Origin of the sequence: Novosphingobium sp. SG707 (assembly GCF_012275515.1) — a bacterium.
Taxonomy (GTDB): domain Bacteria; phylum Pseudomonadota; class Alphaproteobacteria; order Sphingomonadales; family Sphingomonadaceae; genus Novosphingobium.
Genome location: NZ_JAAZQL010000007.1, coordinates 138,388 through 164,839 on the forward strand (window position 1 = coordinate 138,388; position 26,452 = coordinate 164,839).

Consider the following 26,452-nt stretch of genomic DNA (forward strand, 5'->3'; position numbering starts at 1 on the left):
TCTCCGCGCGCGGAACATCGCCATAACGGCGCCGTTTCATCATCATGCAGACCATGACCTTCTTGCCCCCGCCCAAGGCCCAGCCATGCTATACGGCGCCGTTTCAGCAGGATCTTGCCTGCTGGAACCGCCGCCGGCTCAGCCCCCAGTTCCCCATTGGCGACTGGGACGACCATTTCGAGCAGGAGCGCCATTTCCGGCTCATGGAAACTAGCTTTCTCGAAGAATTGCGCGGCGCGGTTGCCGAACGGGCATCCCATGCGCCCCGCACCGCCGATGGCTTTGTCGCATGGTTCGAGGATCTTTGCCTGACCGGGCCGGGGCAAGGCGATCCGCTTTTCCCATGGCTGGCCCAGCACGCGACCTTTGAGCAGATGCGGTGGTTCTTTGAACAGGAAGCGGCCGGGGAAGCCGGTTTTGACGATCTGGTCGCCTTTACCCAGGTCAAGCTGCCGGTGGCCGCCAAACTCGAACTGGCGCGCAATTACTGGGACGAGATGGGGCGCGGCAATGCCAAGGGGATGCATGGGCCGATGCTGGATGAACTGGTGCGCACCTTGCGCGTCGATCCCTCCATCGAAAACACGGTCTGGGAAAGTCTGGCGCTGGCCAATGCGATGACCGGGATGGCCACCAACCGCCATTTCGCGTGGCATTCGGTGGGCGCGCTGGGGGTGATCGAACTGACCGCGCCGGGGCGCTCGGCGCTGGTGGCGCAGGGGCTGCGGCGTCTGGGCCTGAGCGGCAAGGAGCGCCATTATTTCGACCTCCACGCCGTGCTGGACGTCAAGCACAGCGAGGACTGGAACCGAGAGGCGCTGCGTCCCTTGGTCGAGGAAGATCCGCGCCGCGCCACCGCCATGGCCGAAGGTGCGCTGATGCGGCTGCTGTGCGGCGCGCGCTGTTTCGAGCGTTATCGCGATCACCTGTGGCGGCAAAACGCCTGATGCGGACGCATGACGGGGGCGCCTAGCACGGAGGCAGAGCGGGCTGGCGCGTTTCCAGATCGAAACAATCGCCCCCGCTCAGCACATGCAGGCGCACCTCATGCATGGACAGTGTCTTTTCCGGGCTGGCCTCGGCAATATTGGAATGGGTTACGCCCGCGCCGTCAATCACATAGATGGCCCCCGATCCGATCACCCGAAACCGGTTGCCGGTCAGCACCATCGCCGTATCCTCGTCAATGCCCAGCCCCAGCACGCGCGGATTTTGCGCCACCGCGCCCAGCAGCCGCCCGATGCGCCCGCGCTCGGCAAAATGCTGGTCGATGATGATATCGCGCACCAGCCCCAGCCCCGGCGCCATGTGCAGATCGCCGATCCTGTGCGATTCCCGGTTCGTCCCGCGCACCAGCATTGTCTCGCTCATTACCGAGGCGCCCGCCGACGTGCCCGCCACCACGCCGCCGCGCCGGTGCATGTCGCGCACCAGATGCTCGACGGGCGTGTCGCCGATCTGCGAGGATATGCGCAACTGATCGCCGCCGGTGAAAAACACGCCGCCCGCTCCGGCAAAGATGTCCGCAACATGGGCGTCCAGTGTCTCGGCTCTTTCGTGCAGATAGAGTTCGACCAGATCATGCAGGCCAAGATCGGCAAAGGCTCGGGAATAGGTTTCGAAATAGCCCTCCGGCTCGCGGCTGGCCACCGTGGCCAAAACCAGTCGGCGCGACCCGACCCGCTCGGCCACCTCGCGCAGGATGAGCTTGTCGCCCTCCTTGTCCTCATGCCCGCCGATGATGATCAAGGGGCCGGGTTCATCGGCCATGGCCTTGCGCCTCCCATTCTCCGGCGTCGATCAGGCCGATAGGGCCCGCCATGTCCGCAGTCTGCAGCCCAACGGCGAAATGGCGGCTGTTATGCGCCAGACCAAGCGCCCCGAAACGGTCGATGACAATCGCCCCCGCCTCGCCGCCCACCCGCGCCATCCGCGCGGGCAGCAGGCACGCTGCCTCCATCGCCCCCATGTCGGCCAATCCCTGCAGGATATGCGCGGCCAGCGTGACCCGGATCATAACCTCGCCCTCGCCCGAGAGAGCCACCCCGCCCAGCGTATCGTCGGCCAGCAATCCGCATCCCGGCAGCGGCGAATCCCCGATCCTGCCGGGCCGCTTGCCCGACAGGCCGCCGGTCGATGTGCCCGCCGCAATATGGCCTCGGGCATCGATGGCCACCGCGCCCACCGTATCATGCCCTTGCCCCGCCGCCCGCTCCGGCGCGATCATCGCCTCGGGCGGACAAAGGGCCATACCGGCCTCGACCGCGAAATCCTCCGCGCCCTGTCCGCACAGAAACACGGGGCCCGCGCGCAACAGCGCTCCGGCCGCGCGAATGGGATGGCGCAACCGGCTCACGCAGGCCACCGCCCCCAGATCCAGCGTCTGCCCATCCATCAGCGCGGCATCCATTTCCACCGTGCCCGCGCTGGTCAAAACCGAGCCATAGCCCGCATTGAACGCCGGATTGTCCTCCAGCGCGGCAATCGCGGCCGCCACCGCCTCGACCGCCGATGCACCCGCGGCCAGACATGCCGCGCCCAAGCCCGCGGCCGCGGCGCATCCGGCGCGGTTGCGCGCCTGCATCGCCGGGGCAAGGGTTCGCGCCCCGCCGTGGACGATCACCGCCCAGTTCATGACGGCGCCAGCGCGGCGGCCATGTTCGGGCGATAGGCCAGCACCTGTTCCCACACCGCCTTGATCGAGGTGGGCAGCAGAACCACCAGATCGCCCGGTCGCGCCATCGCGATCAGCCTTTGCGCGGCAATGTCTTCATCCAGCACCCGCCGCACCCGGCAAGGGTCCATGCCCGCCTCCAGCGCGCCCGCCGTCATGATGGCGTTGATCTCGCCCCGCGCCCGCCCGCGCCCGTCGGGTGTCTCGCGAAAGACGACCTCGTCGAACAGACCGGCGGCCAACCGGCCCATCTCGGCAATATCGCTGTCGCGCCGGTCGCCCGGAATGCTCACCATGCCCAGCACCCGCGTATGGCCGCCCCGCATATGGGCAATCACATCACCCAGCGCGCGCAGGCCCGCCGGATTATGCGCGTAATCGACCAGAAAGCGGATGCCATGGGCGTCATGGATATTGAGCCTGCCCGGATTGTCCTCAAACGAACTGGCGAAGGAGGCCAGACCGTCGCGGATCAGCGCGGGCGGCACCCCGCGCGCGCTGCATATGGCGGCGGCGGCCAGCGCGTTGGCGATGTTGAAATGCACCGTCCCGCCGTGGGTCGCGGGTATGTCGGCCGCGCGGATCAGCACAGTGCGCCGCCCGTCGCGGTAAAGCACCAGATCCTCGCCATCGCGCAGCGCCGCCATGCCGCCATCGGCCACATGATCCTTCACCGGACCCGGCATGGCGCCCTCCTCGCACATCGAGAACCAGACGACCTGCCCCCCGGCGCGGGCGGCCATGCGGCGGCACATCGGATCATCGGCATTGAGCACCACATAGCCATGGCGATGGACGGCGCGCGGCACCACGGCCTTGAGATCGGCCATCTGTTCGAGCGTGTCGATACCTTTCAGCCCCAAATGGTCCTCGGCCACATTCAGCACCGCGCCCACATCGCAGCGGTCAAACCCCAGCCCTTCGCGCAGAATGCCGCCCCGCGCCGTTTCCAGCACCGCCACATCCACCAGCGGATTGGCCAGAACCGCACGCGCGCTTTTCGGCCCGGTGGCGTCATAGGGCTTCATCAGATGCTCGTTATGATACAGGCCGCTGGTGGTGGTCATGCCCACATTATGTCCGGCGCGCCGCAGGATCCGGCCCACCATGCGCACGGTGGTCGATTTGCCGTTCGTGCCGGTGATGGCCACAATGGGGATGCGCGCCATGGCGCCGCCGGGAAAGAGCGCGTCGATGATCGGCCCGGCCACATCGCGGCTTTCGCCCTGTGTGGGCGCCAGATGCATGCGCAAGCCCGGCGCGGCATTGACCTCGACAATGCCGCCCCCGGTTTCATGGATCGGCCGGGCGATGTCGGGGCACAGAAAGTCTATGCCGCAGACGTCCAGCCCCACCATCGCGGCGGCCTGAAGCGCAATCGAGGCGTTGAAGGGATGGATCTCGCCCGTGCGGTCCGTCGCCGTGCCGCCCGAGGACAGATTGGCCGTATCGCGCAGCATAACGCTCTGCCCCGCCGGGGGCACGCTGTCGAGATCCATGCCCGCGCGCGCCAGAACCATCGCCACCGTGTCATCACAGGTGATGCGGGTCAGCATGTTTTCATGGCCCTCGCCCCGCGCCGGATCGGCATTCACGATCGCCACAAGATCGCGGATGGAATGGTACCCGTCGCCCGTGACATGAGGCGGCTGCCGCTGCGCCACGGCGACGATTTTTCCGGCGACCACCAGAATGCGGTGGTCCGATCCGGGCAGATGCTGTTCGACAATCACCCGGCGGCCTCGCCTCGCGGCCAGCGCAAAGGCATCCTCGAGCATCTCCGGGGTGGTGACGCAGGTTGTCACGCCCCGCCCGTGATTGCCGTCCAGCGGCTTGACCACCACCGGCCAGCCCAGCCGCTGCGCCAGCAGGCGCGCCTCGGCCAGATTGGCCGCCACGCCCCCGCGCGGCACCGGCAGTCCGGCCAGCGCCAGCAATTCGCGCGTCAGTTGCTTGTTGCCCGCGATCTCGGCGCCCAGCAGCGAAGTCTCGCCGGTGATGCTGGCACGGATCCGCTTCTGGCGGCGGCCATGGCCAAACTGGATCAGACTTTGATTGTCGAGGCGTTGGACCGGGATGCGCCGCCGCTTTGCCGCATCGACCAGCGCGCGGGTGGTGGGGCCAAGCGGCACCCTTTTGCAATGCCTGCGCAATTGCGCCCTGATCCGCGCAATATCGAGCGGATCCTCCTCGACCGCCACACCCAGCCGGTCAAGCCCGATCACAGAGCGCAGATCCGGAGGAAGCAGCGCAGCGGCGATCTGGATCGCATAGGAACCGGCCGCCAGACCGCATCCTTCATCCTCATAGGCATAAAGGACATTGTAACAGCCCGGATGCCGCAAAACCGACCGGGTCTTGCCCCTGCTGGTCCGGTATCCGGCCATGACCTGAAGTTCGAGCGCGACATGTTCGATCACATGGCCCAGCCATGTTCCGGCGCGCAGCCTTTCGACAAACCCCAGCGGGCGACCATAACAGCAACCATGCCGCGCCAGCCCCGGCAACAGCGCCAAAAGGCGGTCGGCAAAGTCGGGCAGACGGTCGGTGGGCCATTCCTGCAAGGCGCCCAGATCGAGCTTGATGCGGATCATCGGCCGGTCGGCGTGGAGACTGGGGCCGCGATAGATATTGTGTTCAAGAATGGCCAGCGGCAGCGGCGCAGCCTGCACCAACGCTTCACCGCCCGTATTTCCAGTCGCGATCATGGGACACCCGATCAGCGCCCTGGGGATCCATGCGCCTGTGTTCATGAAAGCGCGGCAAACCGGCGAAGTTCCATGACCGGCGCAGGGAAATTACCCCCGTCGGCCAGACAGGCCGGTTCAGTTCCGGACGGCCTCAAGATGAAGATATTGCGGGTTGAAATCGCCAAGCGCGGCCAACCGGTCCCAGTCATTGACCTTGACCATGCGCCGTTCGGTATGGATCAGGCCGGTTCGCCGCATTTCCTGCAGGGTGCGGTTGACATGGACAGCGGTCAATCCGGTCGCATCGGCGATCTGATCCTGCGTCATGGGCAATTCATAGGAATCGCCCTCCAGCAATCCGGCCGAGCGCAGCCGCATGGCAAATTCGCAAAGCAGATGGGCAATGCGACCGCGCGCATCCCGGCGCCCGACATTGGCAACCCATTCTCCGCAGATCGACGTATCGATCAGGGTTTCTCGCCAGAGCGCATCGCGTATCGCCGGTCGTTCGGAAACAAGGCGCTGGAGATCATCGGCGCGAAACAGCGCCAGCCTGCCGGGCGTCAGCATCTGCAACGTATGGATCGCCGTGCCCAGCAGCCCGCTTTGCAAATCGGGGAAGTCACCGGGGACATGGACGGAAATGATCTGGCGCGCGCCATTGCGAAGCGTGCGGTGGCGATAGGTAAAGCCCGCGAGCAGGCCTATGCAGCCCGTCGAATGCTTTCCTTCATCAAGGATGATCTGGCCAGCTTCCACCTCTTTCACTCTGAAAGGAAGAGCCAGAAAAGCATCCTGATCTTCCTGTCCAAGCGGTTCCAGCTGATTCAGTTTATTCAGCAGCGGGGCAAGCACCGGCCTTGTTCCCTACGATACTCATACCGAATGTCGGACTACCCCCCTAAACGATCAACAGCTATAAAAGCTCCATGCTGAGATCTCTTCTTTATGTAAGCAAGAGCACCTTATCGCTTCCCGAGCAAGGGTGGCAAGTTGAAGAAATCGTTAAACTATCCCGACACTTCAATGCAAAGGCCAATATAACCGGCGCGTTAATGTTCACAGAGCTGCATTTTGCCCAATTTCTTGAAGGGCCGGGCGATGAAATTGACGCTCTGTTCAAGAGAATCCGCCGCGATCCGCGGCATGAGCGCCTCGATATTGTTAGGGAAAGCGTGCAGGAATTTAGGGTATTTCCGGGATGGAGCATGGCCTATTCCGGCCCCCACCTTTTCGTCGGCAGCCAGTTTTCCGCTTTTACCGCCTTGGCCGGGCAAAGGGAGAGAGCGCGCGCGGCCGACCATCTGATCGCAACCATGGCGGCTTTGGTTCAGGCTGGACGTTCAACATTTAACTGATTGCGCAAAAGCATCGCCGGTTTTCAGGGACCACAACGCATCAGGGGCGCAAAGGATACCCTTCGCGCCCCTGAAAAATGCTCGAAACGTGTCAGGCCAGTTTCAGACTGACGCTGATATTGCCGCGCGTGGCATGGCTGTAGGGACAGATCGTGTCCGCCTCGGCAATCAGCGCCTCACCCGCCGCGCGATCGACCCCAGGCAAGGACACCGCCAGTTCGACCGTCAGGCCAAAGCCTTTGTCATCGCGCGGGCCGATCCCCACCGTGGCCCGGACACTGGCATCGGCGGGCACGCGCGGCAGGGCCTTGTCCTGCGAGGCGGCAAATTTCATCGCGCCCAGAAAGCAGGCCGCATAGCCCGAGGCGAAAAGCTGTTCGGGATTGTTGCCCTGTCCATTGCCGCCCATTTCCTTGGGCACGGCCAGCGTCACGGAAAAGCTGCCGTCATCGGTTGCGGCCTTGCCGTCGCGGCCGCCGGTGGCTGTGGCGCTGGTCGTGTAACGGGGGGTGATCGTCATGGAATGCTCCTTGTTGGGGGGCGAAATCGGGCTGCCCGCATCCCCTGCCCGGTCATCGGGATGCGGGCCTTTGGCCAAGGGTTCAGATCTGTACCTGTCCGCCATCGACGAAGAGTTCGATGCCATTGATATAGCTTGCATCGTCCGAGGCAAGGAACAAGACGGCTTTGGCGATCTCCTCGGGTTGGGCAACGCGCCCGGCCGGAACCAAACTGGCCAGATAGTCCTTGGTTCCCTCAGCATTCTCGCCAAACAGATGGGTGACGCCGGGCGTGTCGGTCACGCCGGGGCTGATGGCGTTGACGCGGATGCGGCGGTCTTTCAGATCAAGGATCCAGTTGCGGGCAAAGCTGCGCACCGCCGCCTTGCTGGCTGCATAGACGCTGAAGGCCGGATTGCCCGAAATACTGACAGTCGAGGCGGTCAGCACCACCGAGGCCCCATCGCGCAGCAGCGGCAGCGCCTTTTGCACGGTGAAGAGCACGCCTTTGACGTTGGTGTCGAACGTGCTGGCGTAATGCTCCTCGCTGATCGCGCCCAGCGGGGCAAATTCGCCGCCGCCCGCATTGGCGAACAGGGCGTCGATCTGGCCATGCTGCTGCTGGACGGCATCATACAGGCGGTCGATGTCGTTCAGGTCGGCCATGTCGCCGCGCACGCCCGTCACCCGGCCACCGATCGCCTTGACCGCCGCGTCCAGCGCTTCCTGACGGCGGCCGGTGATGAAGACCGAGGCCCCCGCATCGGCAAACGCCTTGGCCGTGGCCAGACCGATGCCCGAGGTGCCGCCGGTGACCACCACCACCTTGTTGTTGAAATCCTGTGCCATGGTTCATTCTCCTGTTGCTTGGTGCGGCACCCTTCGTGCCGGTGAGAGAGGAGATGCACCCGGAACGATCTTGGCTGTAGTCGGCAAAAATGATACTTATCGTTCCACCAAAGGAACGATGATGCGCGCCGACCTCAATGACTATGCCTATTTTGCCGCCGTGGTGGCCCATGGCGGCTTTGCCCCGGCCGGGCGCGCCCTGCGCGAGCCCAAGTCGAAACTGAGCCGCCGCATCGCGGGGCTGGAAACGCGGCTGGGCGTGCGGCTGATCGAACGGTCCAGCCGCCGCTTTCGTGTGACCGAGGTGGGGCAGAGTTTCTATGAACGCTGCCGCGCCATGCTGGAGGAGGCCGAGCGGGCCGAAGCCGCCGTGGCCGAGGCTCAGGCCGAGCCGCATGGCCGGGTGCGCTTAAGTTGCCCCACCGGCCTGGTCGAGGTGGTCCATCCGCTGATCACCACCTTTCTGGCGCGCTATCCCAAGGTGCGGCTGCAGTTGCTGGCAACCGACCGCGCGGTCGATCTGATCGAGGAGCGCATCGATCTGGCGCTGCGCGTGCGTGTGGCGCTGACCAGCGATGCGGCCCTGACGATGCGCTCGCTGGGCCATTCCTCGCGCATTCTGGTGGGCAGCCCGCAAATGGCCGGTCGCATCGGCGGCGATATTGCCGCGCTGGCCGGGCAACCGACGCTGGGCACCGGCGACGAGATCGGCGAGGTGGACTGGCATCTGGAGCGCGGCGATGGCGCCACCCACCATCTGCGCCACGAACCGCGCATGACATGCAGCGATTTTACCGCCGTGCGCGCCGCCGCCATTGCGGATCTGGGGGTGGCGCTGCTGCCCGATCATGTCTGCGCCGAAGCGTTGGACGATGGTCGGCTGGTGCGCCTGTTGCCGCCATGGCGCGCGCATCGCGGCATCGTCCAACTGGTGTTCACCACGCGGCGGGAACTGCCCCCGGCGGTGCGGGCGCTGATCGACCATCTGGCCGCCCGGTTTCCCAAGGAACCGTGAAACAGCCTGCCCCGGCCAGGGCACACCCGGCCGGGGCAGGATCAAAAAGGCCGATGCCTTACAGGCCCAGCAGCTTGTTCAACCGACCGATCACCGATGTGTTCAATGTGGTATGGGTCGAGGTCGCCAGTTGCGTTTGAGCCGCCAGCAATGATTGCCGCGCGGCGGCAAGGCCCGCCTGATCGGAGGCCAGCCTTGTCTGATCGGCGGCCAATTGGTTCTGGGCGGCGGTCAGATTGGCCTGCGCGGCGGCGATGGCGGCGGCATTTTGCGGCGAGGCGCTTTGCGCGGCGCTCAACGCTGCCTGAGCATTGGTCAGCGCAAGCTGATCCGCCGAGATATTGGCCTTGTCCGCCGCAATCGCGCTGGAATAGCTGGTGATGGAAGCGCGCGCGCTGATGGTCGAGGATTTATAGAGCGCCAGCGCCCCCACGACCGATTTGGACGAGGCATGCGCCAGCGCCGTATCCGATGCATGGGCCGCATTCAGCTTGCCCAGCATGGCGGCGGCCCTGTCCATCGAGGCGGCACCATTGGCATTGGCGGCGACACCGGCATGAACACCCGCAGACGCCGCCGCAGGCAAACCGGCCGCCGCCGGAACGCCTTGCGGAATATGGGCCGTGGCCACGCTGGGCGGCCCCATGGTGACAAAGGCGGGCGGGCCATGCGGCACATTGGCGGGCGGCGCGGCAAAAGCCGATGGCGCGGCCAACAGGGCCAGCATGGCGGTGCTCATGGCAACAGGATTGTATCGCATGTCGAACTCCTTGAACGATGGTTTCGTGACTGCCCCCTTGCTTCCCCCTGTCAGCGCATCAGGCTCAGCCGCAGCCCCGCGCCCACGCGCGGACTGGCCCGGTTGAGCCCGCCCATGGCATAGGCGGTGATCCCCAGCCCGCGCCCGATCCGATAGGTCATGTAAGGTGAAGCGATGGCCTGTCCCGGCAGGCCCGCGACGACCGGATCGCGATAGGCAAGGCTGAGCCCGTAATTCGCTCTGGCCGAGGGGCGGAAATTCAACCCCGCCGAGGCCATGATCCCATTCTGAAGCTGATAGAGGGCCGGGCTGCCCAGCCAGGAATAGCCCACCGAACCAAACAGCATCACCCCCGGAACCAGCGTTTTGTAAAGGTTCGCGGTCAGGGTGTAATCGGTCTTGCCGGTGCCGATATAGGTGGGCGCGGTGGGCAGTTTGATGCTCCCGCCCAGTTCGAGCGAAGGCAAAATCCCGCTTTCCCGCACCACCATATAGGCCCCCGTCAGCGCCAGATCGCCCAGCCCAGAGCGGCGGGTGGTGGCCGTGGCGGAGGGCGAGGAGACGATCACGCCGCCCACCATCTGGCCCGGCCCGTTGATGAATTCATAGGGCAGGCTGGCCTGAAGCCGCAGGCGGCCCAGTTGCGCCTTGGCGTCTATCGGAATGCTCCAGACCGTCGTGTCGGCGGCCGCGCCGTAATGGCCCGCCGAATAGTCAACCCCGGTGGCCAGTTCAAAATGCGGCGCAGGCAAGGCCTCGCTGTCCTGCGCGGGCAAGGCCGCCGATGATTTCACACCCGTTTGCGGATCGGCGGCCCCGGCATGGGCCCCTGTATGCACCGATGCCGCCATGCCGATGCAGCCCAGTGCGGCCGCCAGTTTCAATGTCCTCATGTCCCACCTATTTCGACTGTGATGGTTTAACCGTGTCGAAGGGGAAGACGCGCGGAGGGTGTGGCTTCTTTCAGCGGGCGGAAAATTTTTTCAAAATGGGGCGGCTCAGGGCGTGTCAATGATCCCCTTGCCGTAACCGGACGCGCGGCCATGGGGATGGCGGGCAGAGGCGGCCAGAGCGGCCAAGGCGCGATGGGCCAGCGCCGGATCCGGCCGGGGCAGAGCGGCCGACAGCCGCCCGCTGATGATGGGCGCGGCAAAGGATGTGCCGCGCACCATATCGATCCGCCCGGCGGCATCGGGCGCCGAAGCGATCCCTTTGGCCACGAAATCAACGCGCGGCACATGGCTGGCCTCGGGCAGGAGCCGGTCCTGCATATCGACCGCCGAAACGGCCACGACGCCGGGATAGGAAGCCGGGAAGAGCGGGCGGGCCTGCGGTCCGTCATTGCCCACCGGGGCCACGATCAGATAGCCGCGCCCCACCATGATGCGAATGGCGGCCTCCACCATCGCATTGGGCGGCCTGACCATGCTGACATTGACCACCGGCACCTGTTCGCGCGCCATCCAGTTCAAACCGCGCACCAGCAATTCGGCCGAACCGCCGGTGGGCGATGTGCCATAGACATCGGCCACATAGAGCTTTTTAAGCGGCATCCGCCCCTGCGCATCACGCGATGCCTGAAGCATGAGGGCGGCGACCGAAGTGCCATGATCGGCCGGTGTGGGCGATGGTCCGGCGAAGGGTTTTTCCAGAACCGCCACCTGCCGCAGGCCGGTCACGCTGCGCGCCACACCGGTGTCGATCATACCGGCCGCCTGCTTTCCGGCGGATTGAAAAGGCTGGGGCGACAGGGCCGGTCCGGGGCGGCGGCCTGATGGAAAAAAGACATGGTTCTGGTCGAATGTTCCCTCCGGCGCGATCTGGCGCAATCGCCTGATGGCGCGCGGCGTGTTCTCATCCGGCTTGGTCAGGACCAGCATGGCCAGATCCAGCCCGTCCAGCCGGTTCTCGCGCAGGATGGTGAAACCGGCCTTGCGGATCGCCTCAAGGCGCGAGGCGGGGATGTTGTAGGCCAGGATCTCGGCCCGAACGGCCAGCGCGCCGTTGCGGTCGGTTTCAAACACATCCGGGCGTGCCTTGGCGATTTTGCGAGCCTCTTCAACCCGGCCGCTGGACAGGCGCTGGCTGCGCGCCTCATTGGCGATAGCCTGCGCCGCCGCCTCGCCCCCGCGCAGCAGGCCCAGATCCGCCGGAGGCCCATGCGCCACATCGGGCAGGTTGGGAAAGGGATGCATCCCCATACCCATACCCATACCCATGCCGCCATGCCCCTGCGCCATCGCTGCCGGAGTCAGGGCGACAGAGCAGGCCAGCGCGGCCGCCAACAGCCGCACCGCGCTGCGCCTGCCGCAAGCCGCCTTGTCGACAATACTCGCCATCATCGGATAGGGTCCATTTTCCATCTTCCTGCGCATCGCGAAAATTTTTGCGCCTGGCGCGCGTCTACCGGAAAGAAACGTCCGGCCCCAAGCGTCTCTTTCACAAGGGGATGAAAATTGGACGAGTTACGCCGAGGAATTGCCGCTCTATTGCCGAAATTGCGACGGGTGGCCTGGGCCTTGACCCAGCATGAGGCCGACTCGCTCGATCTGTTTCAGGCGGCGGTGGAAAAAGCATTGAGCCACGAGGCCGGGGCCCCCGGTTCCGACCGGCTGGGTTATTGGATGTTGCGGATCATGAAAAACCTCTGGATCGATGAAATGCGCAAACGGCGGCGTTGGCAAAGGATCGTGACGCCCCTGCCCGATGACAATGACCCTTCCGATGAAGGAGACGCCGTGACCGCCAGCGAGCGCCGCGTCGAACTGGCGCGGGTGCGTCAGGTGCTGGAAACCATGCCCGAGGATCATCGGCTTCCGATCCAGCTCGTGGTGATGGGCGATCTGTCCTATGGCGAGGCGGCCGAGTTTCTCGATATTTCGGTGAGCGCTTTTGCCAGCCGTCTGGCGCGTGCGCGCTCGGGCCTGCTCCAGACCCTCAAGGCGCAGGAGGCATCATGATGCTGGGCGATGTGAACGAACTGGTTGTGCGCTATGTCGACCGGGAAATGGAAGAAGAGGAAAAGCGGGCCTTTGAGGCCATGCTGGCGGCACGCCCCGAATTGCAGGCGCTGGTGGCCGAACACACGGCCCTGCGCGCCGGCCTGATCGAGGCATGGGGTCCGGCGCCGGGCGAGGATGATCTGGTGCGCATTCACCGGTTGCTGGAGGCGCCGACGGATGCCGCCCAGCCCTTGCCGCCTGCGCGAAAGTTTCAGGCGGCTTATCGTTTCTGGCCGGTGGCGGCCATGGCGGCCTCGCTCGTGCTGGGGGTGATGATCGGCGGGTGGAACGGCTCGCCTTCCGGGACAATGCTGCGGGTCGAGAAGGGGCAATTGATGGCGTCGGGCGCGCTGGATTCGGCCCTGTCGCGGCAAGTGAGCGCGCAGGCCGACAATTCGCCGGTAACGATCCGCCTGAGCTTTCGCACGCAGGATGGCATTTGCCGCATCTTCTCGATGGCCGGAGGCACCGCCGGGCTGGCCTGCCGCCAATCGGGCCAATGGCGCGTGCAAAGCACCGTGCAGCAGGAGATGGCCCATCGGCAGAGCGAATATCGTCTGGCGGGATCGCCTGTTCCGCCCTCGCTCATGGCGCAGGTCGATGGCATGATCGCGGGCGAGCCTCTGTCAACCGAGGATGAAAACCGCGAAATCGCCAAAGGATGGGCCGGGCCGAAATCGTAAAACCCTGCCCCTTTCCCCCTGCAAGGCACGGTTCATCGCCTCACCCGGTCCGTTCGCCCCGGAACATCTTGGGCACCCGTCACATTCTATTCGCGTAAATCCGCCGTACAGCGGAACAGCGCGAGTTTTGCCCCCATGATCCTACAAAACGCATCCACCGTCTGTTCACGCCGAGGCGTTTGCGGCGGCATTCTCGGGCTCCCGTTCCTTGCGCTGATGCAGGGGGCGGCCGCCGGCGGCCAAGGCAGCCCACGCTTTGGCCCGCCCCAGAGCTTTTCGTGGGAGGCGCTGATCGAGCGCGCAAGGATGCTGGCGGCCAAGCCCTATGAGGCGGAGCGTGACGCGCCCGGCGCGCATGGGATCGACTATGATGCCGCGGGCAGGCTCACTTACGGCCCCGCCACGGCGCTGGGCGGAACGGTGCGCCTGCTGCCGGTCAGCCGCTATGCGCCTGTGCCGGTCCGGCTCAACTTCATTCAGGGCGGCCAGGCGCGCCGCCTGCTCTCCGGCCAAGGGTTGTTTGCCGGAGGGCGCGATGCGGCCCCGGCTGGTTTCCGCGTGCTCAACGCCCGCGCCGATGGCGATTGGCTCTCCTTTGTGGGCGCCTCCTATTTCCGCAGCGCCGGGGCGCAGAACCAGTATGGCATTTCCGCAAGAGGCGTCGCGGTCGATACGGCGCTGGAGGGCGGCGAGGAATTTCCACGCTTCACAGAGTTCTGGATCGAGACCGCAGGCGATGCCCATGTCCGCATCCATGCTCTGATCGACGGTCCCAGCCTGTCGGGCGCGATGCGGATCGACAGCACCAACGGGCCGGACGGGGTGATACAGGATGTGACCGCCGCCTTTGCCATGCGCCGCGACATAAGACGGCTGGGCATTGCGCCAGCCTCCAGCATGTTCTGGTATGACCAGAATGGCGCCACGCGCGCGACGGACTGGCGGCCCGAAATCCATGACTCAGACGGTCTGGCGATTGTCGCGGCCAATGGCGAGCATCTCTGGCGCCCCCTGCGCAACCCGCGCCATGCGCGCACCAACGCCTTTGCCACCACCGATCCGCGCGGCTTTGGCCTGATGCAGCGCGATCGCCGTTTCGCCAATTATCAGGACGATGGCGCCTTTTATGATCGCCGCCCCAATCTCTGGGTGGAGCCCTTGGGCGATTGGGGGCCGGGCGCGGTGATGCTCTATGAATTTCCCACCGATTCCGAAACCACCGACAATATCGCCGCCTTTTGGGTCAGCGATGCGCCGATGCGGGCGGGCGGCTATCATGAATGGCGCTATCGGCTGCACTGGATATCGCATGATCCCTCGGCGGGCGCGGGGGCTCATCTGGTCGATCAATGGAACGGCGCGGGCGGCATACCGGGCTCTGAGGCGCGGCAGGACACGCGCAAACTGGTGTTTGATTTCGAAGGTGACAATCTGGCCGGGCTGGACCGGTCGAGCGGGGTGGAGGCAGTGACCAATCTGCCCCCAGCCGCCGTGGTGGCGCAGGCCGCCTATCCGGTGGTGGGGATGGCGCGGCGGTGGCGCGTGACGCTGGACGTGCGCCCCGCCGCGATCACCCAGCCGGAATTCCGCCTGTTTCTGCGGCACAAGGGCGCCGCCTTGTCCGAAACAATCATCGAGCCGATGATGGCCTGAGGGCGGCCCGTTGGCATGGCGGATGCCAAGCGGCCTGATCAGCCCCTTTTCGGATTGGGCAGGAACACCGCCAACAGGCCGATTGCGGGCAGGAAAGCACAGATCGCATAGACCGTCTCGATCCCCGCACGGTCGGCCACCTCGCCAAGGACAGCCGCGCCCAGCCCGCCCATACCAAAGGAAAAGCCGAAGAACAGACCCGAGATCATGCCGATCTTGCCAGGCACCAGATCCTGGGCAAACACGACAATGGCGGGAAAGGCCGAGGCCAGGATCAGGCCGATCGCCACCGTCAGCGGCCCGGTCCAGAACAGGCTGGCATGGGGCAGCAGCAGCGTGAAAGGCAGCGCGCCAAGGATCGAGAACCAGATCACATATTTGCGTCCAAACCGATCGCCCAGCGGCCCGCCGATGATCGTGCCCACCGCCACCGCGCCCAAAAAGACGAACAGGTGGAGCTGCGCCACCTCGACCGAGACGCCGAAACGGTGGATCAGGTAAAAGGTGAAATAGCTCGTCAGGCTGGCCAGATAGACATATTTCGAGAAGATCAGCGCCAGCAGCACCGCAATCCCGCCCAGCACCCACCCGCGCGGCAGGGGATCGGCCGATTTGCGCGCGCCATTACCGGCCGAAAGGCGGGCCAGACCGTGATGGCGATACCATTGCCCGACATTCCACAGGATCGCGCAGGACAGCAGCGCCAGCAAGGCAAAGGCCGCCAGACTGGTCTGGCCCCAGCGCACGACGACTATCGCAGCGGCCAGCGGCCCCAGCGCGGAACCGGCATTGCCGCCCACCTGAAACATCGACTGGGCCAGCCCATGCCTTTGCCCCGCCGCCATACGCGCCACGCGCGAGCTTTCGGGGTGAAACACCGACGACCCCATGCCCAGCAGCGACGCGCCCACCAGCAGCAGCCCGTAACTGTGCGCCACCGACAGCACCAGCAGCCCCGCCAGCGTGAATAACGTGCCGCCCGGCAGCGCCAGCGGCGTGGGGCGTTTATCGGCATAAAGGCCAATCAGCGGCTGAAGGATCGAGGCGGTAATCTGATAGGCCAGCGTGATAAGGCCGATCTGGCTGAACGAGAGGCCAAGCTCATCCTTCAGATTCGGATAGATCGCGGGCAGCAGCGATTGCAGCATATCATTGATAAGATGGCAGGCGCTGATCGCGGCGATGATGCCGTAGGCGGTGGTTTGAGGGGTGGTGGATCTGGTCCCGTGCATGGTTGATTTCCAATTGTGTTACCCGCCCGCTATAGCGCCTCGCGCCTTGGCCCGCATTCCTGTATGGGTCTTTCCTTTTCGCGATTGGGACAGGCATGCCTTGGAATAATCCCGAAGCGGTGGACCATATCGACCGGCCCATCATCGGCGTCGGCAATGAATATCCGCCCGCCTTTGAACTGGACTGGCATCAGCATCGGCGCGGGCAATTGCTCTATGCGGCGCGCGGCGTGGTGGTGCTTTCCACGCCGCAGGGCGCATGGGTGGCCCCGCCCGAACGCGCGGTGTGGACGCCGGGGGGATGCCCCCATGCCGTGCGCATGGTCGGCGCGGTCAGCACACGCAGCGTTCTGGTCGAACCGGGGGTGCAGGGCTCGCTGGGCGGGGAAACCAAGGTCATTCAGGTCTCGCCCCTCTTGCGCAGCCTGCTGGAGGCGGCCTGCGAGATTGCGCCCGAATATGACCGCGACGGGCGCGACGGCAAGCTGATGGCGCTGTTGCTGGCAGAACTGGCGCTGGCGCCCACGGTGCCGCTGGCGGTGCCCTTTCCCCAGACGCCCGCGCTGGCGGCCAAGTGTCAGGCCTTTCTGGAGCAGCCCACCCCGCGCGACAGCATCGACCAATGGAGCGCAGATCTGGGCATGGGGCGGCGCGCCTTCACCCGCGCCTTTCGTCGGGAAACGGGCCTCAGTTTTGGCGAATGGCGGCAACAGGCCTGCGTGCTGATCGCCCTGCCCCGTCTGGCGCAGGGCGAGGCCGTGACGGGTATCGCCTTCGATTTGGGCTATGACAGCGCGGCGGCCTTTACCACCATGTTCAAACGCCGCCTTGGCGTCCCGCCCAGCCGCTATCTGCCGGGCGGGAGCCTATAGGGATCAATCGAGCGCTTCGGCCGGGCCAAAGAATTCGAAATGGCGGCGGGTTTCGGGCAGGCCGATCTGCGCCAGCGTGCGGTTTACAAAGCCCATGAAAGGCTTGGGGCCGAGGAAATAGGCATCGGCCTCAACCGGCACCCAGGCCTGCAATTGCTCGACCGAAGGGCGGCCCGAGGGGCCATCCTCATGCCCGCCCTGTTCATAGACGATATGCGCGGTAAAGCGCGGATAGTTGCGCGCCCAGCCGTCGATCACATCGCCAAAGGCATGGACATCGCCATTGCGGGCATAGTGAATGAAAGTCACGTCGCGCTTGCCTTCCTCGAGCGCGGCCTGCGCCATGGCCAGCGTGGGCGTCACGCCGATGCCGCCCGAGATCAGCGCCAGCGGAACCTCGCTCGATGCCAGCACGAATTCGCCCGCCGGGGGGAACACGTCCAGCACATCGCCCTGCCCCACATGATCGTGCAGATGGTTCGAGGCCACGCCGCCCGGTTCGCGCTTGACACTGATGCGCAGGGTGCGGCCATCGGATTTTTGCGAGAGCGAATAGTTGCGGCGCAATTCCTGCCCGTCGATGGTCAGCCGCAGGCCCAGATATTGGCCCGGTTGATAATCAACCACCGGGCCGCCATCGACGGGTTCGAGATAGAAGGAGACGATCTCAGCGCTCTCCACCTGCTTGCGCGCGACGCAGAAGGGCCGCGCCCCGCGCCACCCGCCCGGAGCCTGCGCCAGGCGGTCATATTCGGCGCCCTCGGCCCCGATCAGGATGTTGGCCAATTGCCAATAAGCCGCCCCCCATGCGTCGATCACCGCATCCGTGGCGATTTCCTCACCCAGCACTTCGCGGATCGCGCGCAGCAGGCAGGTGCCGACGATGGGATAATGTTCGGGCAGGATCTGCAGCGCGACATGCTTTTGGATGATCTGAGCCGGAAGCGCGCCCAGCGCCCCCAGATTGTCGATATGGCGGGCATATTGCAGCACCGCATTGGCCAGCGCGCGCGGCTGGGTGCCATGGGCCTGATGCGCCTGATTGAACAGCGGGCGCACCTCGTCATATTCGGACAGCATGATGCGGTAGAAATGGGTGGTCAGCGCCTCGCCGCCGGTTTCAAGAATGGGAACGGTGGCCTTGATGATGGCGGTCTGTTCGGGGGTCATTACAGGCTCCTTTTGGGGGTTTCAAGCAGCGTTTTGAAAACGGGGCAGACGGAAGAAGAGCGCCAGTTGCAGGCTCTCGGCAATGCGGCGCGCCTTGGTCTGTACGGCCAGCGCGTCCTGGGGGCTGAGGCACTGGCGCGCGGTATCCTCCCACAGGGTCAACCAGCGGGCGAACATGGATGGGTTCATCTCCGCGCGATGGCGCATATGGGCGGCCACGGGATTGCCGTGATAGGCCCCGCTGCCCAGCATCACCGAGGACCAGAATTGCGCCATGCGGCCAAGGTGCGCGGGCCAGTCCTCGGGCGCGATCGCCCCGTTGAACATCGCGCCCAGTTCGGAATCGGCGCGCACGCGGGCGTAAAAAGCATCGACCAGACCGGCCAGCGCGGCATCGTCAAGCGCGGGCGTTGGCACCGGATCGGGACGGTTTTCGGGGGAGGTCATGGAACGACTCCAAATCATGCATCTTGGATGCTATATATGGGGGCGAAATATATCATGCAAGTGAAATGCATCTTTAGGATGAACCCCTATGCGCCTGACCCGCTTTTCTGATTACGCTGTGCGCGTGATGCTCTATCTGGCCACGCATCCCGATCGCCTGTGCTCGATCGGCGAAGTGGCAAAGGCCTATGATATCTCGCAAAATCACCTGATGAAGGTGGTCAGCGATCTGGCCGCACATGGCTATGTTCAGGCGCTGCGCGGGCGCAACGGGGGGCTGCGGCTGGCCCGCCCGGCGGCGGAAATCAACATCGGCCGCCTGATCCGCCATACCGAGGGCGAGATCGATCTGGTCGGCTGCGGCACCTGCAAACTGGCGGGCGCGTGCCAATTGCCCGGCCCGCTCGATCTGGCGCTCGATGCGTTTTTTGCCGTGCTGGAGCGCTATACGCTGGCCGATGTGATGGGGCCGCAGGGCGAGAAATTGCTGGAGCGCCTTTCGATCCATGAATGATTCTTGACTCGAATCGCCGTTCCAATTTATCCCGTCCACGCCCGTTCTGCGGGCACAGCCTGGTGGCCGGTGCAAACCGGTCTGGGAAGGCGCCCATGGCGTCATGCTGCAGGCCCCACAGCTTAAGGCGGGAAAGTCCCGCGCGTGGGTGCGGGCATGCAGCGATCAAAGACAACAGGCATGGCCCGCTCCCTCGTTTGGAGAGGAGAATTGCAATGGCCGCCCAGTCTTATGTCCGCAACGCATGGTATATGGCCGCATGGGCCGACGAGGTGCCTGCCGATGGCTTCCTCGCGCGCACCTTGCTGGACGAACCATGGCTGATCCTGCAGTCGGGCGATGGCGCTTGGGTGATGATGGCCGACCGCTGCCCCCACCGCTTCGTACCGCTCAGCCGGGGGCGCCGCGTGGGCGACAGCATGGCCTGCGGCTATCACGGGCTGACCTATGGCATGGATGGCGCCTGCATTTTCAACCCCTTTGGCAAGGCGCTCCCGCCCGAGGCGCGCGTGGCCACCCGTCCGCTGGTCGAGCGCCACGGGGCCTTGTGGTTCTGGCCCGGCGATGCGGAGCGGGCCGATCCCGCCACGATCCCCGATTTCTCCTTCATCGACGATGCCAAGGATGCCCGCGACCATCTGCTGATGGATGTGAATTACGAGCTGATCGCGGACAATCTGCTTGACCTCAGCCATGCCGAATTTCTGCATACCGAAACATTCGGAGTGAATGGCGCGCTGTTCGAATTTGGTGAACAGGCGGTTGAGAGCGACGACACCGGCGCGGTGTGGAACAAGTGGGACATGAACGGGTCGCGCCCGCCCGCATGGGCCGTGCCTATGGTGGGGGACGCGCGGGTCGATCAATGGCTGCATATGCGCTGGCACGCTCCGGCCTCGCTGGCGCTGATGATCGGCGTGGTGCATTCGGAAACCCGCGCGCCGGTGGTGCCGCCCATGGCCAACCCGCATATCCTGACCCCCAAGAGCGCGCGCGAGACGCATTATTTCTTCACCCGCGACCATGGCGAGGAAGCCGCGCAAATGGCGCGCCGGGTCTTTCTGGAGGAGGATGAGCCGATGATCCGCGCCCAGCAGGAGGCGATGGGCGATCAGGATTTCTGGGCGCTGCGCCCGGTCATCCTGCCATCGGACGCCGCCGCGATCCGGGCGCGCCGCCGCCTGATGCAGATGCGGCGCGAGGAAGCCTGAACGATAAGGGCGCGCGTTAGGCCGCGCGCCCCTGCATCCCGATGGCCAGCGCCGCAAACAGCGCCGGGATCGCCAGCAGCATCAGGATCGAGGAATAGCCCAGCCCCAGCCCCAGCAAGGCCCCGCCCGCCAGACTGCCCGCAATCGAACCGATCCGCCCACAGGCATTGGTCCAGCTGACCCCGGTGGCGCGCACGCGGGCCGGATACCACCCGGCGGCATAGGCCATCAGCCCCACCTGTCCGCCCGAAACCGTGGCCCCCGCCATAAAGATCAGCACGGGCAGCACAGCGTTCTGCGCCGGAACCCGCCCGATCAGCACGACAAACACCCCCACCAGCGCAAAGGCCACCGCCAGCACCCGGCTGGGCCGGAAACGGTCCATCAACAGGCCCAGCACCACCGCCCCGATGGTCCCGCCCACCTGAAACATCGCGGTGGCCAGCGAAGCCTGCTTCATCGAAAAGCCCTGCGCGGTCAGCAGCAAGGGCATCCAGCTGGTCAGCAGATAGACGATGGACAGGGTGATGAAGGACGTGACCCACAGCAGCAGAATACCCCCCGCAGGGCGCGAACGGAACAGATCGCCCAGGATCGATCCTTGCGCGCGCGGCTGTGCGACAGCATGGGCCGACCAGTCCTCAACCCGCGCGATGCGTCGGGCGATGCGGTCCAGCGCGCGGGCATTGCCGCCGCTGCGCTGCAGATAATCCACCGATTCAGGCACCAGCATCCACGCCACCGGCACCAGCAGCAAGGGCGCCACCCCCGCCCCCATGATAACCATCCGCCATCCCACCAGCGGCTCGGCCCATGCCGTGATGAAACCGCCCACCGCCGAGCCAAAGGTAAAGCCGCAGAACATCGCCGTGGTCAGGCTCGCCTTCTTGCCATCCGGGCAATATTCCGAGGTGAGCGCGGTGGCGCAGGGCAGCGCCCCGCCGAGGCCAAAGCCGGTCAGAAACCGCCACAAGGACAGCGAGGCCAGATCCGGCGCATAGGACGAAATGATCGTCATCACCGCAAACCACAGGGTCGAGGCCACCATCATCCGCTTGCGCCCGAACCGGTCGGCCATCGGCCCGATAATCAGCGCCCCCGCCACCGAGCCGAACTGTCCAGCACCAAACACCGATGCCAATTCAGGCGGCGCCAGATTCAGCCCTTGCCGAATCGCAGGCGCCAGAAAGCCCATCAGCGCGACATCGAAACCATCGAGCGCAGCCACCAGAAAACAGACCGCAAACAGTGTGATCTGCAAGGCCGACAGGCGGTGGGCATTGACCAGCGAAGGGAAAGTGGTTTCCATGAACGAGCCTTTGTTGCGCGGTGCAGGCTCCATTGCAGGCCATGGGCATGCGTGCCGGGCGGCCATGGCCGCCTGACTGCGTTCTTCTCCCCTGTGGCCCGGTCGGGAAGCCCTTGCCGGATCTGTTGCGGGGATAGGGTGGCGGGCGGGCCGGGTCAAATGGAGGCGGCGTGAATACGATGCCAGACCATGGATGCCAAAGCGGCGCGGCGAAACGGCATAGTGTTGCGCGCCGCAAGGCCGAAATGCCCTTTCACTCCTGCGCCCGATGATCGTATGACAGGATCGGGCAAAAGCCTTTACCAGTTCCTATCCGGGGAGTTCGATCCGATGCGCCATATTCTCGCCTCCACTCTGGCCGCCTGTGTTGCGGTTGCCGGTTTTGCCGCACCCGCGCTGGCCCATCCCAAGATCGTTTCCGCCAACCCGGCCGAAGGTTCGACCGCCGCCGCCAAGGTGACGCAGGTTTCGATCACGTTCAGCGAGCCGCTGATGGCCGCGATGTCGGGCATGGATGTGGTGATGACCGGGATGCCCGGCATGGCCAATCACGAACCGATGAAGATGACCGGCGTTAAAACCGCCCTTGCCGCCGACAAGGTGACGCTGGTGGCCAAGCTGCCCCGCGCGCTGCCCGCCGGCACTTATGAGGCCAACTGGCATGTGGTTTCGACCGACACGCATCGCGTGGCTGGCAAGCTGAACTTTACCGTCAAGTGATGGGCGAAACGCTGGTCTGGCTGCGCTGGCTTCAGTTCATGGATCTGGGGCTGGTGTTTGGTGCTGCTCTGACGGCCCGCCTGCTGGGCCAGCGTGTCGCTTCGCCTTGGGGACGGCGGGTGCTGGGGCTGGGCTGCGTTCTGGGGCTGGCGCTGGGGGCTGGCGAATTTGCCTTCATCCTGGCCCGCATGGCGGCCGGCACGGTTGCCGATCTCGATACCGAGATGGTCTCGACAATGCTGACCGACACGGCCTTGGGCTGGGCGGCGATCGCGCGCGGGGTGTTTCTGACGCTGGCGCTGGGCCTGATCCTGTGGCGGCGGCGCAATACGCCTTTGCTGGCGGTCGCGGTGCTGGGCGGGCTGGCAACGGCCTGTCTGGCTTGGGGCGGCCACGCGGCGGCCTCGATGGGTTTTGCCTCATTGGTCCGGCTAGGCGGCGATATGGCGCATTTGTGGGCGGGCCTGACATGGCTGGGCGCGTTGCTGCTGTTTACCGCGCTGGTGTGGAGCAGCGGGGCCGATGATCGCACGGCGCTGGCCCGTCTGGGGCGGCAATTAGGCGGATTTGCGCTGATCGGCACGGTGCTGGTGGGCGTGCTGGTGCTCAGCGGCTTTGGCAATCTGCTGTTTCTGGCCCCGCCGGGGCAATGGGGCGCGATGGCGGCAACGCCCTATGGCCGGTTGCTGCTGACCAAGCTAGGCCTGTTTGGCGCGATGTTCCTGCTGGCCGGGCATAACCGGTTCCATCTGGTGCCTGCTCTTGAGCGGGCGATAGACCCGCGCGCGCGCCATCGCGCTCTGGCCGCGCTGCGGCGCAGTGTTACGCTCGAAACGCTGCTCGCGCTGGGCGTAATCTGGTGCATTGCGGCGGCGGGCACGATGGATCCAATGGGCGCCGCATAAAGGAAGCGGCGGGTTTTAACCCGCCGCTCCGCTTCATTCAGGCAAAATTGGCCAGCGGCATCTTCCGCATCCGCTTGCCCACCAGACGCGAGACCGCATTGGCCACCGCAGGCGGCACCGCGGGCAGGCCCGGTTCGCCAATCCCGCCCATCGGCGCGCCGCTTTCCACGATCCGCACATGCACGCGCGGCATTCGGTCGGGCGTCAGGATCGGATAGCCGTCGAAATTGCGCGCCGCGCGCAACCCGTCCTTATACACGGCCTCCTCGATCAGCACTTCGGACAGGCCCAGCGCCGCGGCGGAATTGACCTGCGCCTCGATGATCGCGGGGTTGACGATGCTGCCCGGATCAATCGCCTGCCAGACATCGTGGACCTTGATCTGACCATCGGCGATGGAGACCTCGGCAATCGCGGCGGTTTCGGTGCCAAAGGGCGAGGCCATGGCGATGCCGCGCGCGCGCTTGCTGCCATCGGGCGCGGTAAAGGGACCAGCCTTCCAACCGCCCGACAGATCGACCGCCGCCTTGATCAGATTGGTCAGCCGCGCATTGCCCTCCAGCAGTTTCAGACGCAGCGCATAGGGGTCCTGCCCACCCTTGTCGGCCAGTTCGTCAAGGAACGTCTCATAGAAGAAATCGTTCATCGAATTGCCCACCGAGCGCCAATAGGCCAGCGTGGTCGGGCTTTTCACGAAAACCTGCGCGATGCGCTTGGCGGGCAAAGCATATTTCTTGCCGGTCAGCCCTTCCAGAGCGGCATCATCCAGCTTGGCCGCGCGCTTGTCGGCAATGCCCTCGGTCGGACCTTCGGTCACGCTGATCGCCTCGATGGCCACCGGCATGCCCTTAGCGTCCAGCGCGCCGCGAAACCGCACCGCCGCCATCGGCCGCAACGGATCGCGCAGGAATTCCTCCTCGCGCGTCCAGATCAGCTTGACCGGTCGCCCCACCCGCTTGGCCAGTTCCAGAGCCTGCGGCCAGGGCGTGCCATGGGGATAGATGAAGTGGCGGCCAAAGAACCCGCCCAGCAGCGGCGAATGGATGTTGATCTTGTCCGCCGCCAGACCCGAGGCCTTTACCACCTCGGCCAGGAACATTTCGGGCGCCTGATTGGGGAACCACATGTCCAGCGTGCCATCGGCATTATACCGCGCCAGCGCCGAGGGCGGCTCAAGCTGGGCATGGTTGACGAACTGGCTGTGATAGGTGGCGGTCACCGTGCTGGCCGCCCCGGCAAAACTGGCGGCCATGTCGCCTGCGGTTTCGGCAACCTCTTCCTTGCCCTGATAATTGGCGAGGTATTGCGCGAAAGCCTCGGTCGAGAAATCGGCGGGCATCGGGCGATAGGTCTCGCCGGTTGCCTCGGCCCAATCGACCTGCGCTGCCTCCACCGCGCGGCGCGCGTGCCAGAAACGCTCGGCCACCACGGCCACCGCGCCGGGCAGGACGTGCACCGAATGCACGCCCTTCATCGCCTTCACCTCAGCCTCATTGCGGATCTTGCCCACCGTTTGACCCAGACGCGGCGCGTGCTGAACCGCCGCATGGAGCATCCCCTCGACCTTCATGTCGATGGAGAATTGCGCCTTGCCGGTCGATTTGGCGCGCACGTCGATCCGCGCCTGACGCTTGCCGATCCAGCGGAAGTCCTTGGGATCCTTCAACGCCACATTGGCGGGCGCAGGCATATCGAGCGCGGCGGGCGCCAGCTCGCCATAGGTCATCACCTTGCCGCTGGCCTTGTGGATCACGCGGCCCGGCTCGGTCGTCAATTCGCCCGCCGGAACGCCCATTTTCTGCGCAGCGGCCTGCACCAGCATGGCGCGCGCCGTCGCGCCCAGCTTGCGCATCGTGGCATAGGAACTGCGCACCGAGAAAGACCCGCCGGTGATCCGCATCTGGCCAAAGACCACCTGATAATCGGGGCCGGGAGGCGCGTTTTCGACAGTGAAACTGGCCGGATCGGCGTCCAGTTCCTCGCCCACGATCTGGGCCATCGCGGTCCACACGCCCTGCCCGCCCTCGGCAAACGGGCTTTGAAACAGGATGGTGTTGTCAGGCCGGATCGCCAGAAAGGCCGGGACCCGCGTGCCCGGCACCACCTTGGCGGCCCCTTGCGCCCGCGCCGCGCCCATCGGCACACCAAAGCCCAGCACCAGCGCGCCCACGCCGGCGCCCGCAATAAAGCCGCGCCGCGAGACATTGACCGGATCATTCACCGGCGTTTGAAACGGCAGGTTCATGCCTTCTTCTCCAATCCGGCCACGTCGCGCACCGCCGCCTTGATGGCGTTATAGGTGCCGCAGCGGCACAGGTTGACCATCGCGGCCTCGACATCGGCATCGGTGGGCTTGGCGTTCTGCTTGAGCAAAGAGGCCGCCGCCATCACCTGTCCCGACTGGCAATAGCCGCATTGGGGCACCTGATGCTTGACCCATGCCTCAACGACCTTCGCGCCCACGGGGTCCTTTTCCATCGCCTCGATCGTGGTCACCTTGCGGCCCGCCACGGCCTCGACCGGCGTGACGCAGGAACGCATCACCGAACCATCGACCAGCACCGAGCAGGCGCCGCATTGCGCCACGCCGCAACCATATTTGGTGCCCGTCATCCCCAGATCATCGCGCAGGACCCAGAGCAAGGGCGTGTCGCTCTCGGCATCGACTCGGCGTTTTTGGCCGTTGATGGTCAATTCGATCATGATTTTTCCTGAAATCTCGGCAAGTTAAGGGCCTTGGCGGGGGTGCTTGGCCCATTATCGCATGGGGCGATATTAACGGCTTGGCCTATAGCATTCATCATGAAATTCATTCAACGGCAACGGAGCATAATTTGCCATTCCATCCGTTTGCACAGCTCTTCTCTTTTCCCGGCATCCGGCTAGAA

At 65.2% G+C, this 26,452-nt stretch carries 26 protein-coding genes; 11 read left to right on the top strand and 15 right to left on the bottom strand.

All coding sequences use genetic code 11. The annotated features are described in order from the left end of the window. The first annotated feature begins 44 nt into the window (after positions 1–44). Entirely contained in the window at positions 45–947 is a 903-nt protein-coding gene (locus tag FHW92_RS18950; RefSeq protein WP_168604841.1) for an iron-containing redox enzyme family protein, read from the top strand. 22 nt (positions 948–969) lie between these two features. Here FHW92_RS18950 and FHW92_RS18955 read toward each other — a convergent pair whose 3' ends face one another. The 4 genes from FHW92_RS18955 to FHW92_RS18970 all read right to left on the bottom strand — a co-directional run bounded on the left by FHW92_RS18955 (position 970) and on the right by FHW92_RS18970 (position 6,132). Continuing rightward, on the bottom strand, positions 970–1,770 hold the full coding sequence (locus FHW92_RS18955) for a cyanophycinase (RefSeq protein WP_168604842.1): 801 nt from the start codon (positions 1,768–1,770) through the stop codon (positions 970–972). Further along, on the bottom strand, positions 1,760–2,635 hold the full coding sequence (locus tag FHW92_RS18960; RefSeq protein ID WP_168604843.1) for an isoaspartyl peptidase/L-asparaginase: 876 nt from the start codon (positions 2,633–2,635) through the stop codon (positions 1,760–1,762). Before FHW92_RS18960 ends, FHW92_RS18955 begins: the two co-directional genes overlap by 11 nt. Further along, positions 2,632–5,382 (bottom strand): cyanophycin synthetase, encoded by a 2,751-nt coding sequence (gene cphA / locus FHW92_RS18965; protein ID WP_168604844.1) that lies wholly within the window; start codon positions 5,380–5,382, stop codon positions 2,632–2,634. Before cphA ends, FHW92_RS18960 begins: the two co-directional genes overlap by 4 nt. Positions 5,383–5,499: 117 nt before the next feature. Further along, positions 5,500–6,132 carry a Crp/Fnr family transcriptional regulator gene (locus FHW92_RS18970; RefSeq protein WP_168604845.1) on the bottom strand — a complete coding sequence of 211 codons (633 nt, stop codon included), beginning with the start codon at positions 6,130–6,132 and terminating at the stop codon, positions 5,500–5,502. Between the two features lie 161 nt (positions 6,133–6,293). Between FHW92_RS18970 and FHW92_RS18975 the strand changes: the two genes are divergently transcribed. After that, positions 6,294–6,722, top strand: a complete 429-nt coding sequence (locus tag FHW92_RS18975) for a BLUF domain-containing protein (RefSeq protein WP_168604846.1) — start codon at positions 6,294–6,296, stop codon at positions 6,720–6,722. Between the two features lie 91 nt (positions 6,723–6,813). Here the strand turns inward: FHW92_RS18975 and FHW92_RS18980 are convergent, their stop codons facing one another. Further along, complete coding sequence (locus FHW92_RS18980; protein ID WP_168604847.1) at positions 6,814–7,242, bottom strand: organic hydroperoxide resistance protein; 429 nt, start codon at positions 7,240–7,242, stop codon at positions 6,814–6,816. A gap of 82 nt (positions 7,243–7,324) precedes the next feature. Continuing rightward, positions 7,325–8,071: a glucose 1-dehydrogenase gene (locus tag FHW92_RS18985; protein WP_168604848.1), complete on the bottom strand. Its 747-nt coding sequence runs from the start codon at positions 8,069–8,071 to the stop codon at positions 7,325–7,327. Positions 8,072–8,189: 118 nt separating this feature from the next. On the opposite strand from FHW92_RS18985, the gene FHW92_RS18990 reads away from it, so the two are divergent. Beyond that, a complete protein-coding gene (locus tag FHW92_RS18990; protein WP_246870278.1) occupies positions 8,190–9,086 on the top strand; it encodes a LysR family transcriptional regulator in 897 nt (298 codons plus the stop codon). Positions 9,087–9,144: 58 nt separating this feature from the next. On the opposite strand, the gene FHW92_RS18995 is transcribed toward FHW92_RS18990, so the two are convergent. From FHW92_RS18995 to FHW92_RS19005, 3 genes are all read right to left on the bottom strand, one after another. After that, on the bottom strand, positions 9,145–9,846 hold the full coding sequence (locus tag FHW92_RS18995; protein ID WP_168604849.1) for a hypothetical protein: 702 nt from the start codon (positions 9,844–9,846) through the stop codon (positions 9,145–9,147). A gap of 50 nt (positions 9,847–9,896) precedes the next feature. Further along, complete coding sequence (locus FHW92_RS19000; RefSeq protein ID WP_168604850.1) at positions 9,897–10,739, bottom strand: transporter; 843 nt, start codon at positions 10,737–10,739, stop codon at positions 9,897–9,899. Between the two features lie 105 nt (positions 10,740–10,844). Continuing rightward, positions 10,845–12,188: a S8 family serine peptidase gene (locus FHW92_RS19005; RefSeq protein ID WP_168604851.1), complete on the bottom strand. Its 1,344-nt coding sequence runs from the start codon at positions 12,186–12,188 to the stop codon at positions 10,845–10,847. A 114-nt stretch (positions 12,189–12,302) separates the two neighbouring features. Between FHW92_RS19005 and FHW92_RS19010 the strand changes: the two genes are divergently transcribed. The 3 genes from FHW92_RS19010 to FHW92_RS19020 all read left to right on the top strand — a co-directional run bounded on the left by FHW92_RS19010 (position 12,303) and on the right by FHW92_RS19020 (position 15,184). Continuing rightward, a complete protein-coding gene (locus FHW92_RS19010; protein ID WP_282599804.1) occupies positions 12,303–12,806 on the top strand; it encodes an RNA polymerase sigma factor in 504 nt (167 codons plus the stop codon). Then, entirely contained in the window at positions 12,803–13,531 is a 729-nt protein-coding gene (locus tag FHW92_RS19015; RefSeq protein WP_168604853.1) for a hypothetical protein, read from the top strand. Before FHW92_RS19010 ends, FHW92_RS19015 begins: the two co-directional genes overlap by 4 nt. Before the next feature lie 216 nt (positions 13,532–13,747). Continuing rightward, positions 13,748–15,184: a glucan biosynthesis protein D gene (locus FHW92_RS19020; RefSeq protein ID WP_168604854.1), complete on the top strand. Its 1,437-nt coding sequence runs from the start codon at positions 13,748–13,750 to the stop codon at positions 15,182–15,184. 38 nt (positions 15,185–15,222) lie between these two features. On the opposite strand, the gene FHW92_RS19025 is transcribed toward FHW92_RS19020, so the two are convergent. Next, positions 15,223–16,416, bottom strand: a complete 1,194-nt coding sequence (locus tag FHW92_RS19025) for an MFS transporter (protein WP_168604855.1) — start codon at positions 16,414–16,416, stop codon at positions 15,223–15,225. Between the two features lie 95 nt (positions 16,417–16,511). Here FHW92_RS19025 and FHW92_RS19030 point away from each other — a divergent pair, with 95 nt between their 5' ends. After that, the gene (locus tag FHW92_RS19030) at positions 16,512–17,288 is read left to right on the top strand and encodes a helix-turn-helix transcriptional regulator (RefSeq protein WP_168604856.1); all 777 of its coding nucleotides are present in this window, start codon (positions 16,512–16,514) and stop codon (positions 17,286–17,288) included. Between the two features lie 3 nt (positions 17,289–17,291). Here the strand turns inward: FHW92_RS19030 and hmpA are convergent, their stop codons facing one another. Together hmpA and FHW92_RS19040 are read right to left on the bottom strand one after the other, a co-directional pair. Further along, positions 17,292–18,458 (bottom strand): NO-inducible flavohemoprotein, encoded by a 1,167-nt coding sequence (hmpA, locus tag FHW92_RS19035; RefSeq protein WP_168604857.1) that lies wholly within the window; start codon positions 18,456–18,458, stop codon positions 17,292–17,294. A 21-nt stretch (positions 18,459–18,479) separates the two neighbouring features. Next, a complete protein-coding gene (locus tag FHW92_RS19040) occupies positions 18,480–18,905 on the bottom strand; it encodes a group III truncated hemoglobin (RefSeq protein WP_168604858.1) in 426 nt (141 codons plus the stop codon). 88 nt (positions 18,906–18,993) lie between these two features. Between FHW92_RS19040 and FHW92_RS19045 the strand changes: the two genes are divergently transcribed. Further along, entirely contained in the window at positions 18,994–19,419 is a 426-nt protein-coding gene (locus tag FHW92_RS19045; RefSeq protein ID WP_168604859.1) for an Rrf2 family transcriptional regulator, read from the top strand. A 215-nt stretch (positions 19,420–19,634) separates the two neighbouring features. After that, positions 19,635–20,630, top strand: a complete 996-nt coding sequence (locus FHW92_RS19050) for an aromatic ring-hydroxylating dioxygenase subunit alpha (protein ID WP_168604860.1) — start codon at positions 19,635–19,637, stop codon at positions 20,628–20,630. A 16-nt stretch (positions 20,631–20,646) separates the two neighbouring features. Here the strand turns inward: FHW92_RS19050 and FHW92_RS19055 are convergent, their stop codons facing one another. After that, positions 20,647–21,939 (bottom strand): MFS transporter, encoded by a 1,293-nt coding sequence (locus FHW92_RS19055; RefSeq protein WP_168604861.1) that lies wholly within the window; start codon positions 21,937–21,939, stop codon positions 20,647–20,649. A 330-nt stretch (positions 21,940–22,269) separates the two neighbouring features. Between FHW92_RS19055 and copC the strand changes: the two genes are divergently transcribed. Continuing rightward, entirely contained in the window at positions 22,270–22,659 is a 390-nt protein-coding gene (gene copC / locus FHW92_RS19060) for a copper homeostasis periplasmic binding protein CopC (RefSeq protein ID WP_168604862.1), read from the top strand. After that, a complete protein-coding gene (gene copD, locus FHW92_RS19065; RefSeq protein WP_168604863.1) occupies positions 22,659–23,564 on the top strand; it encodes a copper homeostasis membrane protein CopD in 906 nt (301 codons plus the stop codon). The genes copC and copD overlap by 1 nt, the downstream gene beginning before the upstream one ends. Positions 23,565–23,601: 37 nt before the next feature. On the opposite strand, the gene FHW92_RS19070 is transcribed toward copD, so the two are convergent. Continuing rightward, positions 23,602–25,809, bottom strand: coding sequence for a xanthine dehydrogenase family protein molybdopterin-binding subunit (locus tag FHW92_RS19070; protein WP_168604864.1), 2,208 nt, complete (start codon positions 25,807–25,809; stop codon positions 23,602–23,604). Next, complete coding sequence (locus tag FHW92_RS19075; RefSeq protein ID WP_349237717.1) at positions 25,806–26,270, bottom strand: (2Fe-2S)-binding protein; 465 nt, start codon at positions 26,268–26,270, stop codon at positions 25,806–25,808. Before FHW92_RS19075 ends, FHW92_RS19070 begins: the two co-directional genes overlap by 4 nt. Positions 26,271–26,452 lie beyond the last annotated feature (182 nt).

Bases quoted from the DNA above. Each gene is read 5' to 3' on its own strand.
- FHW92_RS18950 (WP_168604841.1), top strand. From the start codon at position 45: ATGCAGACCATGACCTTCTTGCCCCCGCCCAAGGCCCAGCCATGCTAT.
- FHW92_RS18955 (WP_168604842.1), bottom strand. From the start codon at position 1,770: ATGGCCGATGAACCCGGCCCCTTGATCATCATCGGCGGGCATGAGGAC.
- FHW92_RS18960 (WP_168604843.1), bottom strand. From the start codon at position 2,635: ATGAACTGGGCGGTGATCGTCCACGGCGGGGCGCGAACCCTTGCCCCG.
- cphA (WP_168604844.1), bottom strand. From the start codon at position 5,382: ATGATCGCGACTGGAAATACGGGCGGTGAAGCGTTGGTGCAGGCTGCG.
- FHW92_RS18975 (WP_168604846.1), top strand. From the start codon at position 6,294: ATGCTGAGATCTCTTCTTTATGTAAGCAAGAGCACCTTATCGCTTCCC.
- FHW92_RS18980 (WP_168604847.1), bottom strand. From the start codon at position 7,242: ATGACGATCACCCCCCGTTACACGACCAGCGCCACAGCCACCGGCGGC.
- FHW92_RS18985 (WP_168604848.1), bottom strand. From the start codon at position 8,071: ATGGCACAGGATTTCAACAACAAGGTGGTGGTGGTCACCGGCGGCACC.
- FHW92_RS18990 (WP_246870278.1), top strand. From the start codon at position 8,190: ATGATGCGCGCCGACCTCAATGACTATGCCTATTTTGCCGCCGTGGTG.
- FHW92_RS18995 (WP_168604849.1), bottom strand. From the start codon at position 9,846: ATGCGATACAATCCTGTTGCCATGAGCACCGCCATGCTGGCCCTGTTG.
- FHW92_RS19000 (WP_168604850.1), bottom strand. From the start codon at position 10,739: ATGAGGACATTGAAACTGGCGGCCGCACTGGGCTGCATCGGCATGGCG.
- FHW92_RS19005 (WP_168604851.1), bottom strand. From the start codon at position 12,188: ATGATGGCGAGTATTGTCGACAAGGCGGCTTGCGGCAGGCGCAGCGCG.
- FHW92_RS19015 (WP_168604853.1), top strand. From the start codon at position 12,803: ATGATGCTGGGCGATGTGAACGAACTGGTTGTGCGCTATGTCGACCGG.
- FHW92_RS19020 (WP_168604854.1), top strand. From the start codon at position 13,748: ATGCAGGGGGCGGCCGCCGGCGGCCAAGGCAGCCCACGCTTTGGCCCG.
- FHW92_RS19025 (WP_168604855.1), bottom strand. From the start codon at position 16,416: ATGCACGGGACCAGATCCACCACCCCTCAAACCACCGCCTACGGCATC.
- FHW92_RS19030 (WP_168604856.1), top strand. From the start codon at position 16,512: ATGCCTTGGAATAATCCCGAAGCGGTGGACCATATCGACCGGCCCATC.
- hmpA (WP_168604857.1), bottom strand. From the start codon at position 18,458: ATGACCCCCGAACAGACCGCCATCATCAAGGCCACCGTTCCCATTCTT.
- FHW92_RS19040 (WP_168604858.1), bottom strand. From the start codon at position 18,905: ATGACCTCCCCCGAAAACCGTCCCGATCCGGTGCCAACGCCCGCGCTT.
- FHW92_RS19045 (WP_168604859.1), top strand. From the start codon at position 18,994: ATGCGCCTGACCCGCTTTTCTGATTACGCTGTGCGCGTGATGCTCTAT.
- FHW92_RS19050 (WP_168604860.1), top strand. From the start codon at position 19,635: ATGGCCGCCCAGTCTTATGTCCGCAACGCATGGTATATGGCCGCATGG.
- FHW92_RS19055 (WP_168604861.1), bottom strand. From the start codon at position 21,939: ATGGAAACCACTTTCCCTTCGCTGGTCAATGCCCACCGCCTGTCGGCC.
- copC (WP_168604862.1), top strand. From the start codon at position 22,270: ATGCGCCATATTCTCGCCTCCACTCTGGCCGCCTGTGTTGCGGTTGCC.
- copD (WP_168604863.1), top strand. From the start codon at position 22,659: ATGGGCGAAACGCTGGTCTGGCTGCGCTGGCTTCAGTTCATGGATCTG.
- FHW92_RS19070 (WP_168604864.1), bottom strand. From the start codon at position 25,809: ATGAACCTGCCGTTTCAAACGCCGGTGAATGATCCGGTCAATGTCTCG.